We start from the raw sequence: 16039 nt of genomic DNA, 5'->3' as shown, positions 1-16039 counted from the left end.
TTATTCAGTGCCGACAAAACCAGCTGGCACCTTGTACCGCGGCCGTGAAGGCATGTGGTCCTGGGTTGGACACCGCATTACCGGTGTAGTGATTTTCTTCTTCTTGTTGGTCCACGTGCTGGACACCTCATTGGTGCGTGTGTCCCCCGAGGCCTACACCGCCGTGATCGGCGCCTACAAGAACCCCCTCATGGCCCTGGGTGAAACGGGCCTCGTCGCGGCGATCGTGTTCCACGCCTTTAACGGCCTGCGAATCATCGCCGTCGACTTCTGGAAGAAGGGTGCCAAGTACCAGCGTCAGATGCTCTGGACGGTCCTGGGCCTCTGGGTGGTCGTCATGGCCGGCTTCGCCATCCGCCACTTGTCCCTCGCCCTTGGAGGTCACTAAGCCATGACTGCAACTATTCAACCCCCACGCAGTGGACGACCCAGCAGTGGACAGCCCGGCAGCGGAAGGATCCAGCCGAAGTACCGCCGCAACGGTTCTTCCAAGGGCAACTTCGAGATGTTCGCCTGGCTCTTCATGCGGCTCTCCGGCGTCGTACTGGTAGTGCTGATCTTCGGCCACCTGGCCGTCAACCTGCTGGTCGGCGAGGGCATCCACGCGATCGACTTCGGCTTCGTGGCCGGCAAGTGGGCCGACCCGTTCTGGCAGGTCTGGGACTTGGCCATGCTGTGGCTGGCCATGCTGCACGGCACCAACGGTGTCCGCACGATCATCAATGACTATGCCGAGAGGGACGCGACGCGGCTGTGGCTGAAGGTGGTCCTCTACGCGGCCACCACCGTCATCATCATCCTGGGCACCCTGGTCATCTTCACGTTCGATCCGTGCCCCGTGGCCAACGGCGTCCAGCTCCCGGGCGGCTTCTGCCCCGCGCCTTAGGGGCGCAGCCGCCGCGGACCGCCGCCCCAACGGGTCAGGCACTGACGGTCCGCCCCGGCACCTGATCTTCCCTGCCGAGCGCAGGTGCAGATTGCACGAGACTTCACCGCGCAGGCACGTACCTGCCGGTGGGGTTACAGCGAATTTTGAGAGAAAGAGCATCTGGTATGCAGGTCCATAAGTACGACGTCGTGATCGTCGGTGCCGGTGGCGCCGGGATGCGCGCGGCGATCGAATCAGGTCAGCGCGCCCGAACAGCAGTACTGACGAAGCTCTACCCCACGCGGTCCCACACCGGCGCGGCGCAGGGCGGCATGTGTGCGGCCCTGGCCAACGTCGAAGAGGACAACTGGGAGTGGCACACCTTCGACACCATCAAGGGCGGCGACTACCTGGTGGACCAGGACGCAGCCGAGGTCATGGCGAAGGAAGCAATCGACGCCGTCCTGGACCTGGAAAAGATGGGCCTGCCGTTCAACCGCACGCCCGAGGGCCGCATTGACCAGCGCCGGTTCGGTGGCCACACCCGCGACCACGGCAAGGCACCGGTCCGCCGCGCCTGCTATGCCGCCGACCGCACCGGCCACATGATCCTGCAGACCCTGTACCAAAACTGCGTCAAGCACAACGTTGAGTTCTACAACGAGTATTACGTTCTGGACCTGCTCACGGTCGAGGAAGACGCGGTCCGCGAGGACGGCACCCCGTACAAGCAGAAGCGCGTTGCCGGCGTCGTGTCCTACGACCTCGCCTCGGGCGAACTGCACGTCTTCCAGGCCAAGTCCGTGGTGTTCGCCTCCGGCGGCGCCGGCAAGGTCTTCAAGACCACCTCCAACGCCCACACCCTCACCGGTGACGGCATGGGCATCGCGTTCCGCCGCGGCATCCCGCTGGAGGACATGGAGTTCTTCCAGTTCCACCCGACAGGCCTGGCCGGCCTGGGCATCCTGCTTTCGGAGGCCGCCCGCGGCGAAGGCGCGATCCTGCGCAACTCCGAGGGTGAGCGCTTCATGGAGCGCTACGCGCCCACCATCAAGGACCTCGCTCCGCGCGACATCGTGGCCCGCTCCATGGCCAACGAGGTCCGCGAGGGTCGCGGCTGCGGCCCGAACAAGGACTACGTCCTGTTGGACCTGACGCACCTTGAGCCCGCGCACATCGACGCCAAACTGCCGGACATCACCGAGTTCGCCCGCACCTACCTGGGTGTGGAGCCGTACACGGAGCCGGTTCCGGTGTTCCCGACGGCGCACTACGCCATGGGCGGCATCCCGACGAACATCAGCGCCGAGGTCCTGCAGGACAATGACACGGTGGTCCCGGGCCTGTACGCGGCCGGCGAGGTCGCCTGCGTCTCGGTTCACGGCTCCAACCGCCTGGGTACCAACTCGCTGCTGGACATCAACGTGTTCGGCAAGCGCGCCGGCATCGCCGCCGCGGAGTACGCCAAGACCGCCGATTTCGTGGAACTCCCGGCAGACCCGGAGGCCTACACCCTGAACCTGCTGGACCATGTCCGGACCTCCGACGGCACGGAAAAGGTCGCTGCGATCCGTAAGGAACTGCAGGACACCATGGATGCCAACATGCAGGTGTTCCGCACCGCCGAGACGCTGAACCAGGTCCTGACGGACATTGCGTCCTTCGAGGAGCGGTACCAGCGCATCAGCGTCCAGGACAAGGGCAAGCGCTTCAACCTGGACCTGCTCGAGGCCGTGGAGCTGGGCTTCCTGCTAGAGCTCGCCAAGGTCATGACCGTGGCAGCGCTGCACCGCGAAGAGTCCCGCGGCGGCCACTTCCGCGAGGACTTCCCCGAGCGCGACGACGAAAAATTCATGAAGCACTCCATGGCGTACAAGGATGAGCATGCTCCGGCGGATGGTTCCGCAGAGGCAATTGCCGGCATCCGGCTTTCCACCAAACCGGTGGTCTTTACGCGCTACGAGCCGATGGTGAGGAAGTACTAAGATGAGCGCTGAACTCGCTGAGCCAGCATCCAAGATCGAACTGCCCGCCCACATCGGAGGCGGCGGGGACATCCCGTCCTTCGACGTCCACCTGCGTGTGCGCCGCTACAACCCTGAGGTCTCCGAGGAGTCCACGTGGGACGACTTCCACGTGACCATGTACGGCACCGACCGCGTCCTGGACGCCCTGCACAAGATCAAGTGGGAAATCGACGGCAGCGTCTCCTTCCGCCGTTCCTGTGCCCACGGCGTCTGTGGCTCCGATGCCATGCGCATCAACGGCCGCAACCGCCTGGCCTGCAAGACCCTGCTGAAGGACCTGGACACCACCAAGCCCATCACGGTCGAGCCGATCAAGGGCCTGCCGGTGGAGAAGGACCTGATCGTGGACATGGAGCCGTTCTTCCAGTCCTTCCGCGAAGTCATGCCCTTCCTGATCAACCGCGGCCACGAGCCCACCAAGGAACGCCTGCAGTCCGCCGAGGACCGCGAGCGGTTCGACGACACCACCAAGTGCATCCTGTGCGCCGCGTGCACGTCGTCCTGCCCGGTGTTCTGGACCGACGGCCAGTACTTCGGGCCGGCGGCAATCGTCAACGCGCACCGCTTCATCTTCGATTCCCGCGATGATGCAGGCGACATGCGCCTGGAGATCCTCAACGACAAGGAAGGCGTGTGGCGCTGCCGCACCACCTTCAACTGCACCGAGGCCTGCCCGCGCGGCATCCAGGTCACGCAGGCCATCGCCGAGGTCAAGCAGGCCATTTTGGCCCGCAAGATCTAGCGACCACTGCTCCGCAAGCACCACAAGAAACACGACGACGGCGCCTCTCACCTTTGGGTGGGGGCGCCGTCGTCGTCTTCCCGCTCACACGAAAGGGGACACCGTGTCCCGCTCAGAAAAAATCTCCTTCGAGGGATCCACCGGTGAGCTCCTCTCCGGCGTTGTGGACCTGCCCGACGGCCCCCTGAAGGGCTGGGGCGTGTTCTCGCACGGCTTCACCCTGGGCAAGGACAGTCCCTCGGCGTCGCGGATGTGCAAGGCCCTGGCAGACAACGGGGTGGGCATGCTCCGCTTCGACAACCTGGGGCTCGGCGAGTCCGCGGGGATGTGGTCGGAGGGGTCCTTCAGCCACAAGGTGGCCGACACCGTCAAGGCCGCCGAATTCATGCGGGACTCGGACCGGCGGGTGTCTTTGCTGGTGGGCCACTCCTTCGGCGGCGCGGCCGTCCTGTCCGCCGCCCGGCAGATCCCGGAGCTCAAGGCCGTCGCCACGGTGGGTGCCCCCTTTTCGCCCAAGCATGTGGCCCATGTCTTTGACGCGGCGCTGGACCGGATCCTGAACGAGGGCAGCGCGGAGGTGGACCTCGGCGGCAAGCGGGTGGAGATCCGCCGGCACTTCGTCGAAGACCTGGAAAACGCGGACCTGACCGACTGCATCCGGCAGCTGCACAAGCCGCTCATGGTGCTGCACTCCCCCACCGACAACACGGTGGGGATCGAAAACGCGAGCACGATCTTCCAGACGGCACGCCACCCGCGCAGCTTCGTCTCGCTGGAGGGCAGCGACCACCTCCTGACGGGCAAGGGCCAGGCGGCGCGTGCCGCGAAGATTATTTCGGCGTGGGCCGACCAGTACCTCGACGCCTGAACGCGGCGGACAGCGGCCGCCGGCGGGGTCCGGGCTCGACCGGCGTTTTGCCCGGCTGGACGCGCCGGGCGCCCCAGCCGATGGTCGCGGCGGCGGGCGCGGTCTTGAGGTCCTCCTCCCGGATGGCCACCCAAGCGGCGCAGACCACGTAGACCTGGCTGACCAGGTTGAACCAGATCAGCAGGCCGATGATGATGGCGAAGGGTGCCAGAATCGGGTTCTTGCCCGCGCTGGCCAGCAGCTGGGTGCTGAAGATCTGCAGCACGGTGGTGCCTACCGCGGCGAGGATTGTGCCTTCCAGCAGGGAGCGCCGGGCCGGTTTCAGCCCCGCGGCCACCCGGTACATGATCACGGCGGTGCCCCAGCCGAGGAGCAGGGGCACAACAATCGTGATGGAGGTGGTCAGGGGCCCCGCCAGCAGCGGATCGAGGTGCAGCTGCTGTGTCACCCACCCCGCTGCGGTGCCGAAGACGAGAGAGACGGCGGAGCTGACCACGAGCGCCACCCCCATCAGGAGGAGCGTGCCAATGTCCTTGAGGATCTGCAGGACAGGGTTCATCAGCAGCGGGCCGAGCTGCATCATGCTGCGCACACCGTCGCGGATGCCGCTGATCCAGCCCAGGGACGTGAACACCGTTACCACGGCAGCGATCCCGGCGGCCCAGCCTAGGCTGGCCGGGTTCAGCAGCTGATAGGGATCAACGAGCCCCTCGCTGCCGTCGACCTTCAGGAGGCCCGGCGCGGCGGTGGCTACGCTCTTGATAATCTGATCCAGCAGTGCCGGGTTTCCGCTCAGGAAGATGCCGGCGATGGCGAATCCGGTGGCCAACAGGCCGGTGATGGAGAAGAACATCCTGAACCCGATGCCGGCGCTGAGCAGCGCACCGCGCTGGCGGAGATAGTGCGCGTAGGCACGCACGGGTAACAGCATGTTGACCCGGGCCAGCAGCCACATCATCATGGCCATCAGTGATGCCAGTCCCCCGCCGCCGGAGCGCCGCACCCTGCCCCACTCGACCCTCTTGCGGATGACTTCCAGTTTCAGCCCGGCCAGGTCGGTGGGAAGCGGCGGCTCAGCGGGCGCCTGCGGTGCCGTCCTGGCCTCTGTCGTTGTCAGGTTTGGTCCCAAAATCAAGTTCTTCCCGTAGCTGCCAGATGCCATTGTCATCGTGCTCGTAAAGTCCCATGCTAGCCACCGGAAAGGTGGCCCTGTAATCCTTGAGGACCGTTTCGGCCTCGTCGAGGCTTTCCGGGGCGACGTCGTGGGCAACTGTCACGTGCGGGTGGTAGTCGAAGGGGAGCTCGCGTTCCAGCGGGCCGGACTGCAGTTGGCGGTGCAGGTTCACGCAGGTCCCGAAGCCGTCCTCCACGTTCAGGAAGACCACCGGGGACACCGGCCGGAAGGACCCCGTCCCGGCGATGGTCACCGTGAAGGGCTCCTGCCGGCGTGCCACGTCCCGCACATGGAGGCAGGTCGCTTCCCAGTCCTGCGTCATGGTGGTGGTAACCAGGGTGATGTGGGCCGGGACGACGGCGGCCATCGGGTCTCCGAACGACGCACGCCAGCGCTGGAGCTCCTCAGCGATGTCCGCCGGGAAGCTCAGGATCACACCGATGCTGATGCCTTCGCTGCGCTGCCCGTTCGACGCGGCGGCTTTCGCGGTGACTTTGCTGACGGCGGACATTGACCTAGCGGGCTCCGTGGGAGCCGGCGTAGGGCAGGAACCCCACCTTGGAGTAGACGTCGCGCAGGGTGACCGAGGCGATCTCCCGGGCCTTGTCGGCGCCGAGGCCAAGCAGCCGGTCCAGTTCCGCAGGATCGTCCAGCAGCTCATTGGCGCGGTTCCGGATCGGCGTCAGGTGCTCCGTGACCACTTCGGCGAGGTCCACCTTGAGGTGGCCGTACATCTTGCCCTCGTACGCGGCCACGAGGGCGTCAACGCTCTGCCCGGTGATGGCCGAGTAGATGGTCAGCAGGTTCGAAACGCCCGGCTTCGCCTCGCGGTCGAACCGGATCTCCGTCTCCGTATCCGTGACGGCCGACTTGATCCGTTTGGCGGTGACCTTGGGATCATCGAGCAGGTTGATCAGGCCGGCCGGCGACTCCGCGGATTTCGACATCTTCGCGGTGGGGTGCTGCAGGTCGTAGATCTTCGCGGATTCCTTCTGGATGAAGGGCTGCGGCACCGTGAACGTCTGGCCGAAGCGTGTATTGAACCGCTGCGCCAGGTCCCGGCTCAGTTCCACGTGCTGGCGCTGGTCCTCGCCCACGGGAACGCCGTGCGGCTGGTACAGCAGGATGTCCGCGGCCTGCAGGATGGGGTAGGTGAAGAGACCGACGCTCGCCTGGTCCGAACCCTGTTTGAGCGCCTTGTCCTTGAACTGGGTCATCCGGGACGCCTCACCGAATCCGGTGATGCAGTTCAGGACCCAGGCCAGCTGGGCGTGCTCGGGCACCTGGGACTGGACGAACAGAGTGCACTTCTCGACGTCCACGCCGCCGGCAATGTACTGCGCTGCCGTGACCCGGGTGCGGTGTGCCAGCTCGGCGGGATCCTGCGGGACGGTGATCGCGTGCAGGTCCGGGATGAAGAAGACGGCGTCATACTCGTCCTGCATCCGGACCCAGTTCACGAGGGCGCCGATGTAGTTGCCCAGGTGCAGGGAGTCGGCCGAGGGCTGCATGCCGGAGAGGATCCGGTGCCGGGCCCCGGTGGTTGCCGGGGCGGTTTTGCCGGCGGCTGCCTCAGGTTCAGGGGCGACGCCGGCGTCGGTCACAGTGGAAGTGGAGGTCATTCGTGGAAGCCTTAAGACTAGAGCCGGTAGTCCACTACCAGCGGGGCGTGGTCGGAGAAGCGTGTGTCCCAGGATGGCGCCCGGTCAACAACGGCCGACACTGCGGCAGCAGCGAGGGCGGGCGTGGCCATGTGGTAATCGATGCGCCAGCCGGTGTCGTTGTCGAAGGCCTGGCCCCGTTGCGACCACCAAGTGTAGGGGCCGTCGACGTTACCCGCCAGGCCCCTGTGAACATCCTTCCAGCCGATTTCGTCGCCGAAGAAGCGGTCAAAATAGGCCCTCTCCTCCGGCAGGAAACCGGCACGTTTGACGTTGCCCTTCCAATTCCTGATGTCCAGCTCGGTGTGGCCGACATTGAGGTCGCCCACCACCAGCGCGTGATCGCTGTGCTTGGCGAGTTCGGGGAGCCGCTGGAGCATGACGTCCAGGAAACGGAACTTGTCCTCCTGTTTGGGCGTGCCGGCCTCGCCCGAGTGCACATAGGCGCTCACGACGGTCAGCTGCGATGCCTGCCCTGCCGCATCCCGCACGATGTAGTCCGCCTCGACCCAACGCCCGGTTGTGGCGAAATAGTCTTCCCCAATGCCCACGCGGGTGGCCAGCGGCTCCTCGCGCGAGGCGATGGCGACGCCGGCCCGGCCCTTCGCCTCGGCTTCGGCGTGCAGGATGTACCAGCCCTCGCCGAGGAGCTCCTGGACGATCGCGTCGGGTGCGCGGACCTCCTGAAGGCAGAGGATGTCCACCTCGCGCGGCTCAAGCCACTCCGCCATGCCCTTCTTATAGGCGGCACGAAGGCCGTTGACGTTGACTGATGCGATGCGAAGGTGGTCCTTCTCCAATGCCGAGCTCACCCGATCCACTCTAGTCGATGATGGTTCCGCTGACGGGTTCGTCGCCGCCGCCGGAGGATTTGATCATGTCGCGCGCGTTGGTCGCGGTGATCTCCATGGTTTCCAGCGCCCGGCGGATCGTGTCCTGGTCCGCGGCGTCGCCCTTGGCGCGCTCCTCCTCGACCACGCGGACCTGGACCTGGACGATCTTGAACGAGTGGTCCAGCTTCATGTCGCGAACGCTCTCGGATCCGCGGCCCTCACTGACCACGCGGGTGCCGCCGTGGTCCACGCTGCCGGGCGTCGGGGCCCGGCCGGTCGCTGCGTTGAAGGCGTTCTGGGCCTCGTCGAGCCTTGCCCCGGCCTTCTTGGCGGCCCGCTGGATGCTGAACACCACAAACGCGGCCAGTGCCAGCCAGGCGCCGGCGACGATCGCCACGATCCAGCCCACGACGTCGTTCTGGTTGGCCGCGAAGATCACGGCGACGGTGAACGCGAAGATGAAGATCAGCATCCCCGGCCCGCTGATGCGGAACATGGAGAACCGGCCTTTGGCCGCGGTGGACGTGGATGAGGAGCTACCCAGAGATTGCATGAGCCCATTATCGCAAACGGGGCCGGCTGTCCGCGGCGCTTCCACCCGGGGCGAACGTCAGGACAGGACCAGGCAGAACGGGTGGCCGCTGGGGTCCGTGAAAACCCGGTACGATTTTCCGCCTCCGGGCTGTCGTGCGGCGCCAAGCTTCAGGACTTCCGCCTCACCGGCGTCGAGGTCGCCGACTTTCACATCCACGTGCATCTGCTGAGGATGGTCCGCGTCCGGCCACTGCGGCCGCACCAGCCGGTCCACGCGCTGGAAGGCGACGGCGGGACGGTCGGCGGCGTCGCCGATCGAAATCCAGTCCTCGTCTTCCTGCACCCGGATCATGCCCAGCAGGTGCTGGTAGAAGGCGGCCACGGTGTCTGGATCCTCGCAGTCGATCACGAGTGCGTGCCAGGTGCCGATCATGGGATCTCCGTTTCCTTGGATGACTATTTGAGGAAGAGCCGGCGCAGGCGGCCGGTGGTGAGCAGGACGCCGAGGGCAATCATGACCAGGTAGTAGCCGACGTGCACGGCGGTGGCCGGGGTGAACACGCCCACGCTGATCTGGCGCAGCAGCTCCACGCCGTGCCACAGCGGCATGGCCTGGATGAACCACTGGATGGGCTGCGGGTAGACGCTGAGCGGGTAGAACGTTGCGCTGAAGAGGAACATCGGCAGCATCACGAAGTTGATCCAGTCCATTTGCTGGAACGTCTTCATGAAGCTCGTGATCCCCATGCCGAAGCTCGCGAAGCCGAAAGCGATGAGCACCGCTGCCGGGATCATCAGGATGGCCCAGGGTGTGGTGATGAGGCCCATCACGCCCATGACGGCCGTGAAGCCGGTGGCGTACATGGCCCCGCGCAGCAGGGCCAGGAAGATTTCGCCCATGGCGACGTCCATCGGCCCCAGCGAGGTGTACAGCATGCCCTGGTAGAGCTTGGCGAAGTTCATCTTGAAGAAGACATTCCAGGTGGAGTCATAGACGGCGCCGTTCATGGCGGACACGGCCAGCAATGCCGGCGCGATGTAGGCGGCGTAGCTGATCTCCTGCCCGCCCGGCCCCTGGACGGAACCGACGATTGCGCCCAGGCCCACGCCCATGGAGATCAGGTACAGCACGGGTTCGAAGAATCCGGAGACCATGACCATCCAGTTGCTGCTCTTGGTGGCCATGAGTCCCCGGGCGACGACGGCGCGGACGTTGCGGGAGTAGATGGGCCCGAAGCGCCGGTTGCGTGCGGCTTCGGTGACGCTGTGGTCACCGGGGCTGAGATTTCCGGTGAGTACGCTCATGAGGCCATCCTTTTGGCGAACTGGCGTTTGGACAGTACCCAGCCGGCCACTGCCAAGGCCAGCAGGAAGAGAACGTGCACGATGGTGAGCCACGGCTCTTCCTCGTACCCGTAGCTGACCACGCGGCCAAGTTCCGTTCCGTGCCAGATCGGGGAGATCCAGCCGATCCACCGGACCCCAAGCGGCAGCGTGTCCAGCGGGAAGAACGTGCCGGAGAACAGGAACAGCGGCATGACGATGAACCGCATGACCATGGCGAACTGGCCGCGGTCCTCCTTGATGGTGGCGGCGTAGGCCATCAGCGGCAGGCCGAAGGACAGCCCGGCGAGGGTGGCGATGAAGATCGATACCCAGCCCCAGGCGCCGGGTGCGGCCCCGAACAGCGCGACGACGCCGAAGTAGATGGCGGACTGCAGCAGGAAGCGCAGGGTCACGGCGATGATGTGGCCGCCGGCGATCTGTTCCGGGGTCAGCGGGGAGGCGTGCGGACCGTAGTAGACGCGCCGCCATTTGAAGCCGTCCAGCACAGGGAACGTGAACTCGTTGGCGGCCGTCATGACGGCCGAGGAGATCAGCAGGGCGGGCGCGATGAAGGTCAGGTAGCTAACCCCGCCGAAGGCGCCGGCGCCGTTGGCCTGAACCAGGGTGGCCAAACCGACGCCCATCGCGAACAGGTAGGCCACCGGCTGTCCCACGCCGTACATGACGATGGTCCAGCCGTAGCCCTTCATGACGCGCAGGACCTGTTCGGCGTAGTAGAAGGCGCCCCAGCGGCGGGCGCGGGCAGCCGAGACTTCCGGCGAGTGCGCCCGCAGGACCGGCGCCGTCACCGTCGTCGTCGTTGCCCTAGTCAACGAGGCTCCTTCCGGTCAGGCGCAGGAAGACATCCTCCAGCGACGAGCGGCGGACCAGCGACGTGACCGGCCGCAGGCCACGGGCGGTGACCTGTTCCAGGGCTGCCTCGCCGTCGTGCGCGTAGATGAGCACGCGGTCCGGCAGGGTCTCCAGGCGTTCGCCGATGCCTTCGAGTTCCGCACCGACGCTCGCATTGCGCTCCGAACCGAAGCGCAGTTCGAGGACCTCCCGGGTGGAGTAGTCGCGAATCAGGCTGGCCGGGGACCCCTCGGCCATGATCTTGCCCTTGTCCACCACGATTAGGCGGTCGCAGAGCTGCTCGGCTTCGTCCATGTAGTGGGTGGTGAGGATCAGGGTGACGCCCTGTTCCTTGAGCCGGAACAGCCGGTCCCAGAGGATGTGCCGGGCCTGCGGGTCAAGTCCCGTGGTGGGCTCGTCCAGCAGCAGGATCCGGGGCTCGTTGATGAGGGAGCGGGCGATCGTCAGGCGCCGCTTCATGCCGCCGGAGAGGGCGTCCACCTTGGACCTGGCCTTGTCCGTGAGCTGGGCGAATTCCAACAGCTCGTCGGCTTTGGGTTTGAGGTAGCTCATGGGCAGGCCGAAGTAGCGGCCGTAGACCAGCAGGTTGTCCCGGACTTTCAGTTCCTCGTCCAGGTTGTCCTGCTGCGGCACCACGCCCAGGTGGGCGCGGACTTCCGGCCCGTGCTGTTCGGGGTCCAGGCCCATGATGCTCAGGCTGCCGGACGTGCGCTGCGAGACTCCGCCGATCATCTTCATGGTGGTGGACTTGCCGGCGCCGTTGGGGCCGAGCAGGCCGAAGGCTTCGCCGGCGGGCACACGGAAGGAAATGCCGTCGACGGCGGTGACGTCGCCGTAGCGTTTGGTGAGGTTCTCGGCGGTGATGACGTACTGCGGAGCGTCGTCGGAGGGGCGGTTTACGCGTGATTCTTTCGAGGCAAGTTCGGACACCCGCACTACGGTAGTGGATCCCCACAAACTATGAAAGAGTCTTTTCGTAAAAACTCCTGACGTATTCGTTTCGTTATGCCCGCCGGCCGGGAGGGACGCCGATTCCCGCGGTGGTTGCGCCGGCCGGGGCTAGGCGCAACCACCGCGGGAGAGCCTCAGGCGAGTCCGGCGGGGCTTGCCGCGGCCAAGTGGCGTTCCGCGGTTTCCACCACGTTGGCGAGGAGCATGGCGCGGGTCATCGGGCCCACTCCCCCGGGGTTCGGCGAGATCCAGGACGCGACGTCGGCCGCGGCTGGGTCAACGTCTCCCGTGACCACGGCCTTGCCGTTACCATCGTCCACCCGGCTGACGCCGACGTCGAGCACGATCGCGCCGGGCTTGAGGTTCCCGGCCTTGATCATGTGCGGCTGGCCGGCGGCGGCGATCACGACGTCGGCCTGCCGGAGCTCCGCCGGCAGGTCTACCGTTCCGGTGTGGGCCAGGATGACCGTGGCGTTGACGTCCTTGCGGGTCAGCAGGAGCCCCACCGGCCGGCCGATGGTGACGCCGCGGCCCACCACCAGGACGCGCTTGCCCTTCAGGCTGATACCGTGCCGGGTCAGGAGCTCCACGCAGCCCTTGGGCGTGCAGGGCAGCGGGGACTTCATGGGCCCGCTGACGTTGGCCACGAGCCGGCCCAGGTTCATCGGGTGCAGGCCGTCGGCGTCCTTCTCGGGATCCATGGCCTCCAGGATGACGTCCTGGTCGATGTGCTTGGGCAGCGGCAGCTGCACGATGTAGCCCGTGCACTCCGGGTTCTCGTTGAGTTCCCGGACCACGGCCAGCAGTTCTTCCTGCGTGGTCTCTTCCGGCAGGTCGCGGCGGATGGAGGTGATTCCCACCTCGGCGCAGTCCTTGTGCTTGCCGCCGACATACCAGGTGCTGCCGGGATCGGAGCCGACCAGGATGGTGCCCAGTCCGGGGATGACGCCGTTGGCCTTGAGTGCGGCCACGCGTTCCTTCAGCTCGGCCTTGATGGCAGCGGCGGTAGCCTTGCCATCAAGGATCTGCGCTGTTTTTGCAGTGTTAGCAGAAGTCATGGACTACCACTGCTCGTGCTGCGGGTACAGCGGGAAGTCGGCGGCGAGCTTGTCCACGCGGGCCTGCAGAGCTTCGATATCCGTGGCAGCGCCGGACTTCAGCGCCGTGGCGATGATGTCCGCAACCTCGGTGAATTCCTCGGCGCCGAACCCGCGGGTGGCCAGGGCCGGTGTGCCGATGCGCAGGCCGGAGGTGACCATCGGCGGGCGGGGATCGAACGGTACGGCATTGCGGTTGACGGTGATGCCTACGGAGTGCAGGAGGTCCTCGGCCTGCTGGCCGTCCAGCTGGGAGTTGCGCAGGTCCACCAGGACCAGGTGCACGTCGGTGCCGCCGGTCAGGACGGAGACGCCGGCGTCGGCGACGTCGGCCTGGCCGAGGCGTTCGGCGATGATCTTGGCGCCCTCAAGCACGCGTTCCTGGCGTTCCTTGAATTCCTCGGTCCCGGCGATCTTGAAGGCCACAGCCTTCGCGGCGATCACGTGCATGAGCGGGCCGCCCTGCTGGCCCGGGAACACGGCCGAGTTGAGCTTCTTGGCCCATTCCTGCTTGGCCAGGATCACCCCGGAACGCGGGCCGGAGAGCGTCTTGTGCACGGTGGAGGTGACGACGTCGGAGTACGGGACCGGGCTCGGGTGCAGACCCGCGGCGACAAGGCCGGCGAAGTGCGCCATGTCGGTCCAGAGCAGGGCGCCGACCTCGTCGGCGATTGAGCGGAACGCCGCGAAGTCGAGGTGCCGCGGGTAGGCGGACCAGCCGGCGATGATCACCTGGGGCTTTTCGGCGATGGCTTGCTCGCGCAGCTTGTCCATGTCGATCCGGAAGTCGTCCTGCTCCACCTGGTAGGCAGCCACGTTGTAGAGCTTGCCGGAGAAGTTCAGCTTCATGCCGTGGGTGAGGTGTCCGCCGTGGGCCAGGGACAGGCCCAGGATCTTGTCACCGGGGGTGATCATGGCGGCGAGCGCGGCGGCGTTGGCCTGCGCGCCGGAGTGCGGCTGCACGTTGGCGTATTCGGCCCCGAAGAGTTCCTTGACGCGGTCGATCGCGAGCTGTTCCGCGACGTCGACGTACTCACACCCGCCGTAGTAGCGGCGTCCGGGGTAGCCCTCGGCGTACTTGTTGGTCAGGACGGAACCTTGGGCTTCCATCACGGCGCGCGGGGCGAAGTTTTCGGAGGCGATCATTTCCAGGGTGCCGCGCTGGCGGCCGAGCTCCTGGGCCAGTACGGCGGCGATTTCCGGGTCGAGTTCGGCCAGCGGCTGGTTGCTCACGGCGGCTGAGGTGGCGGTAGTAGTAGTCACGAGGAACTCCTGTTAGGCAACGGGTACGGCTATTGGTCAGGCTACCGGCTGGCCCGTCGCATCGCCCCTTGATTACGGGCCTCTTGCCAGCAGAACTGACAGCGGGCCGCGACAGCGGCGGCTGGCGCCCTGGACGGGCGCCGACGACGGCGTGGCAGCGGCGGTGCTGCCAACCGGTAAGACATGACCCTCGGCCCAGGCGTACGATCCGTGGTCTTCGTGAGTGCCGCTCCCTGATGGTTAGCCATCCAACGCCAGTTGCGACGGGTTAACACTACCAAAACGCTTTCAAAACCGCCGTTGAAGCGCAGGTAGGCTGTTCATCGTGAATGACGCGAACCTGACTGCTTCTTACATCCTGACCCTGTCCTGTCCCGACCGGCCCGGCATCGTGCACGCCGTCGCCGGCGCCCTGCTCGTGGCGGGCTGCAATATTACGGACTCCCAGCAGTACGGCAGCCAGGGCACGGGCACCTTCTTCATGCGGGTGGAGGCGACGACCCCGGCGCCCCAGACGGAACTGCAGGCGGCGCTGGAGCCCGTGGCGCAGGCCTTCGGAATGCAATGGAGCCTGAACCCGGCCGGACGCAAGGTCCGCACCCTGCTGATGGCCAGCACCTCGGCCCACTGCCTGAACGACCTACTGTTCCTGCAGCGCTCCGGCACCCTGCCGATCGAGATTCCGGCCATCGTGTCCAACCACCGTGACCTTGAGGGCCTGGCCGAGTTCTACGGCATCCCGTTCCACCACATCCCGGTCACCCCGGGCACCAAGGTCCAGGCCGAAGACGCCCTCCGTGTCCTGATGAAAGAACATGACATCGAGCTCACCGTCCTGGCGCGGTACATGCAGATCATCTCCGACGAGCTTTGCACCGAGCTCACGGGCAAGGCCATCAACATCCACCACTCGTTCCTGCCCTCATTCAAGGGCGCCAAGCCCTACCACCAGGCGCATGCCCGCGGTGTGAAGCTCATTGGCGCCACGGCGCACTACGTCACGGCCGCCCTGGACGAGGGGCCCATCATCGAACAGGAAGTCATCCGGGTGGACCACCGGCGCACTGCCGAGCAGTTCGTCCAGATGGGCCGGGACGTGGAGGGCCGCACCCTCGCCCAGGCCGTGCAGTGGCACGCCGAGCACCGCGTCCTGCTCGACGGCAACCGGACGGTTGTCTTTAACTGAAACCAGTCCTTGACTAGAGCTATGGAATCCACCCGCAGGGACCTGCTCGAGTCATTCGTGGCGCTGCTGAAGTCCGAGGGCCGGCACGCCGTGCTCGGGCTGGACTGCGGCCCGGGCACCGACGGGCTGCACTTTGTGCAGTCCGGCATCCATTTCACCGGCGTGGACCCGTCCGAGGAAAACATCCACATCGCCCGGGGGCACGGGCTGGAGGCCTCCGTGGCGGGCCCGGCACCGCTGCCGTTCGCCGACGCCGCGTTCTCCTCCGTATGGGCGGTGGACGCCCTCTCGGGCCTCCCACCCGATCAGTGGGACGACGTCGTGCGCGAGCTGGGCCGGGTAGCGGAACCGGGCGCGCCGATCGCCGTCGTGATCCCGGCCCCCGGCCATCACGGCGCGGGCAGCGCGAGCGGTGGTCAGGGCGGCGGCGGTCAGGACGGCGGCGGTCAGGGCGGCGCGGGCAGCGGGGGTCAGAGCGGCGGCGGTCAGGCTGGCGGCGAGGGAAGCGGCGGCGAGTTCACGGTCCTACGCTCCCCCGCCTGACCCACTCCCCAGACCCTTCATTCCGTTGCTCTATCACTTGTGGCTGTCTCAAGCGCCTCAGAGCAGCCACAAATGATAGAGCAACGGCATTGG

At 66.3% G+C, this 16039-nt stretch carries 18 protein-coding genes; 7 read left to right on the top strand and 11 right to left on the bottom strand.

All coding sequences use genetic code 11. From position 1 onward, the window contains the following. The first annotated feature begins 7 nt into the window (after window positions 1–7). The 5 genes from sdhC to C8D78_RS10575 all read left to right on the top strand — a co-directional run bounded on the left by sdhC (window position 8) and on the right by C8D78_RS10575 (window position 4505). Window positions 8–388 carry a succinate dehydrogenase, cytochrome b556 subunit gene (gene sdhC, locus C8D78_RS10595; RefSeq protein ID WP_091250876.1) on the top strand — a complete coding sequence of 127 codons (381 nt, stop codon included), beginning with the start codon at window positions 8–10 and terminating at the stop codon, window positions 386–388. 3 nt (window positions 389–391) lie between these two features. Beyond that, window positions 392–886 (top strand): succinate dehydrogenase hydrophobic membrane anchor subunit, encoded by a 495-nt coding sequence (locus C8D78_RS10590; protein WP_120953483.1) that lies wholly within the window; start codon window positions 392–394, stop codon window positions 884–886. 167 nt (window positions 887–1053) lie between these two features. Then, the gene (gene sdhA, locus C8D78_RS10585) at window positions 1054–2853 is read left to right on the top strand and encodes a succinate dehydrogenase flavoprotein subunit (protein ID WP_120953481.1); all 1800 of its coding nucleotides are present in this window, start codon (window positions 1054–1056) and stop codon (window positions 2851–2853) included. 1 nt (window position 2854) lies between these two features. Continuing rightward, window positions 2855–3637, top strand: a complete 783-nt coding sequence (locus tag C8D78_RS10580; RefSeq protein ID WP_120953479.1) for a succinate dehydrogenase iron-sulfur subunit — start codon at window positions 2855–2857, stop codon at window positions 3635–3637. A gap of 103 nt (window positions 3638–3740) precedes the next feature. Next, window positions 3741–4505 carry an alpha/beta hydrolase family protein gene (locus C8D78_RS10575; protein ID WP_120953477.1) on the top strand — a complete coding sequence of 255 codons (765 nt, stop codon included), beginning with the start codon at window positions 3741–3743 and terminating at the stop codon, window positions 4503–4505. On the opposite strand, the gene C8D78_RS10570 is transcribed toward C8D78_RS10575, so the two are convergent. The 11 genes from C8D78_RS10570 to glyA form a co-directional block, all read right to left on the bottom strand. After that, complete coding sequence (locus tag C8D78_RS10570; protein WP_244208353.1) at window positions 4468–5634, bottom strand: YihY/virulence factor BrkB family protein; 1167 nt, start codon at window positions 5632–5634, stop codon at window positions 4468–4470. The genes C8D78_RS10575 and C8D78_RS10570 overlap by 38 nt on opposite strands. After that, the gene (locus C8D78_RS10565) at window positions 5579–6190 is read right to left on the bottom strand and encodes a 2'-5' RNA ligase family protein (protein ID WP_120953476.1); all 612 of its coding nucleotides are present in this window, start codon (window positions 6188–6190) and stop codon (window positions 5579–5581) included. The genes C8D78_RS10570 and C8D78_RS10565 overlap by 56 nt, the downstream gene beginning before the upstream one ends. A 4-nt stretch (window positions 6191–6194) precedes the next feature. Next, complete coding sequence (trpS, locus tag C8D78_RS10560; RefSeq protein WP_120953474.1) at window positions 6195–7301, bottom strand: tryptophan--tRNA ligase; 1107 nt, start codon at window positions 7299–7301, stop codon at window positions 6195–6197. A 17-nt stretch (window positions 7302–7318) separates the two neighbouring features. Further along, complete coding sequence (locus tag C8D78_RS10555) at window positions 7319–8152, bottom strand: exodeoxyribonuclease III (protein WP_120953472.1); 834 nt, start codon at window positions 8150–8152, stop codon at window positions 7319–7321. 10 nt (window positions 8153–8162) lie between these two features. Next, the gene (locus tag C8D78_RS10550; protein WP_120953470.1) at window positions 8163–8726 is read right to left on the bottom strand and encodes a hypothetical protein; all 564 of its coding nucleotides are present in this window, start codon (window positions 8724–8726) and stop codon (window positions 8163–8165) included. 57 nt (window positions 8727–8783) lie between these two features. Continuing rightward, window positions 8784–9140 (bottom strand): VOC family protein, encoded by a 357-nt coding sequence (locus C8D78_RS10545; protein WP_120953468.1) that lies wholly within the window; start codon window positions 9138–9140, stop codon window positions 8784–8786. A 23-nt stretch (window positions 9141–9163) separates the two neighbouring features. Then, window positions 9164–10012: an ABC transporter permease gene (locus C8D78_RS10540; protein ID WP_120953466.1), complete on the bottom strand. Its 849-nt coding sequence runs from the start codon at window positions 10010–10012 to the stop codon at window positions 9164–9166. Beyond that, window positions 10009–10866: an ABC transporter permease gene (locus C8D78_RS10535; RefSeq protein WP_120953465.1), complete on the bottom strand. Its 858-nt coding sequence runs from the start codon at window positions 10864–10866 to the stop codon at window positions 10009–10011. Before C8D78_RS10535 ends, C8D78_RS10540 begins: the two co-directional genes overlap by 4 nt. After that, window positions 10859–11770, bottom strand: coding sequence for an ABC transporter ATP-binding protein (locus tag C8D78_RS10530; RefSeq protein WP_120954071.1), 912 nt, complete (start codon window positions 11768–11770; stop codon window positions 10859–10861). Before C8D78_RS10530 ends, C8D78_RS10535 begins: the two co-directional genes overlap by 8 nt. A gap of 221 nt (window positions 11771–11991) precedes the next feature. Then, on the bottom strand, window positions 11992–12915 hold the full coding sequence (locus tag C8D78_RS10525; RefSeq protein WP_120953463.1) for a bifunctional methylenetetrahydrofolate dehydrogenase/methenyltetrahydrofolate cyclohydrolase: 924 nt from the start codon (window positions 12913–12915) through the stop codon (window positions 11992–11994). Between the two features lie 3 nt (window positions 12916–12918). Next, window positions 12919–14217, bottom strand: a complete 1299-nt coding sequence (gene glyA / locus C8D78_RS10520; RefSeq protein ID WP_120953461.1) for a serine hydroxymethyltransferase — start codon at window positions 14215–14217, stop codon at window positions 12919–12921. A gap of 325 nt (window positions 14218–14542) precedes the next feature. On the opposite strand from glyA, the gene purU reads away from it, so the two are divergent. After that, entirely contained in the window at window positions 14543–15403 is an 861-nt protein-coding gene (purU, locus tag C8D78_RS10515) for a formyltetrahydrofolate deformylase (RefSeq protein WP_120953459.1), read from the top strand. A gap of 21 nt (window positions 15404–15424) precedes the next feature. Beyond that, window positions 15425–15946 (top strand): class I SAM-dependent methyltransferase, encoded by a 522-nt coding sequence (locus C8D78_RS10510; RefSeq protein ID WP_120953457.1) that lies wholly within the window; start codon window positions 15425–15427, stop codon window positions 15944–15946. Window positions 15947–16039 lie beyond the last annotated feature (93 nt).

The sequence above is a fragment of the Arthrobacter oryzae genome, assembly GCF_003634095.1.
GTDB lineage: Bacteria > Actinomycetota > Actinomycetes > Actinomycetales > Micrococcaceae > Arthrobacter > Arthrobacter oryzae.
The sequence above is the reverse complement of the archived record's forward strand: the minus strand, read 5'-3'. Positions and strand labels throughout refer to the sequence as shown.

Bases quoted from the DNA above. Each gene is read 5' to 3' on its own strand.
- C8D78_RS10525 (WP_120953463.1), bottom strand. From the start codon at position 12,915: ATGACTTCTGCTAACACTGCAAAAACAGCGCAGATCCTTGATGGCAAG.
- C8D78_RS10540 (WP_120953466.1), bottom strand. From the start codon at position 10,012: ATGAGCGTACTCACCGGAAATCTCAGCCCCGGTGACCACAGCGTCACC.
- C8D78_RS10580 (WP_120953479.1), top strand. From the start codon at position 2,855: ATGAGCGCTGAACTCGCTGAGCCAGCATCCAAGATCGAACTGCCCGCC.
- sdhA (WP_120953481.1), top strand. From the start codon at position 1,054: ATGCAGGTCCATAAGTACGACGTCGTGATCGTCGGTGCCGGTGGCGCC.
- C8D78_RS10510 (WP_120953457.1), top strand. From the start codon at position 15,425: ATGGAATCCACCCGCAGGGACCTGCTCGAGTCATTCGTGGCGCTGCTG.
- trpS (WP_120953474.1), bottom strand. From the start codon at position 7,301: ATGACCTCCACTTCCACTGTGACCGACGCCGGCGTCGCCCCTGAACCT.
- C8D78_RS10545 (WP_120953468.1), bottom strand. From the start codon at position 9,140: ATGATCGGCACCTGGCACGCACTCGTGATCGACTGCGAGGATCCAGAC.
- C8D78_RS10550 (WP_120953470.1), bottom strand. From the start codon at position 8,726: ATGCAATCTCTGGGTAGCTCCTCATCCACGTCCACCGCGGCCAAAGGC.
- C8D78_RS10590 (WP_120953483.1), top strand. From the start codon at position 392: ATGACTGCAACTATTCAACCCCCACGCAGTGGACGACCCAGCAGTGGA.
- C8D78_RS10565 (WP_120953476.1), bottom strand. From the start codon at position 6,190: ATGTCCGCCGTCAGCAAAGTCACCGCGAAAGCCGCCGCGTCGAACGGG.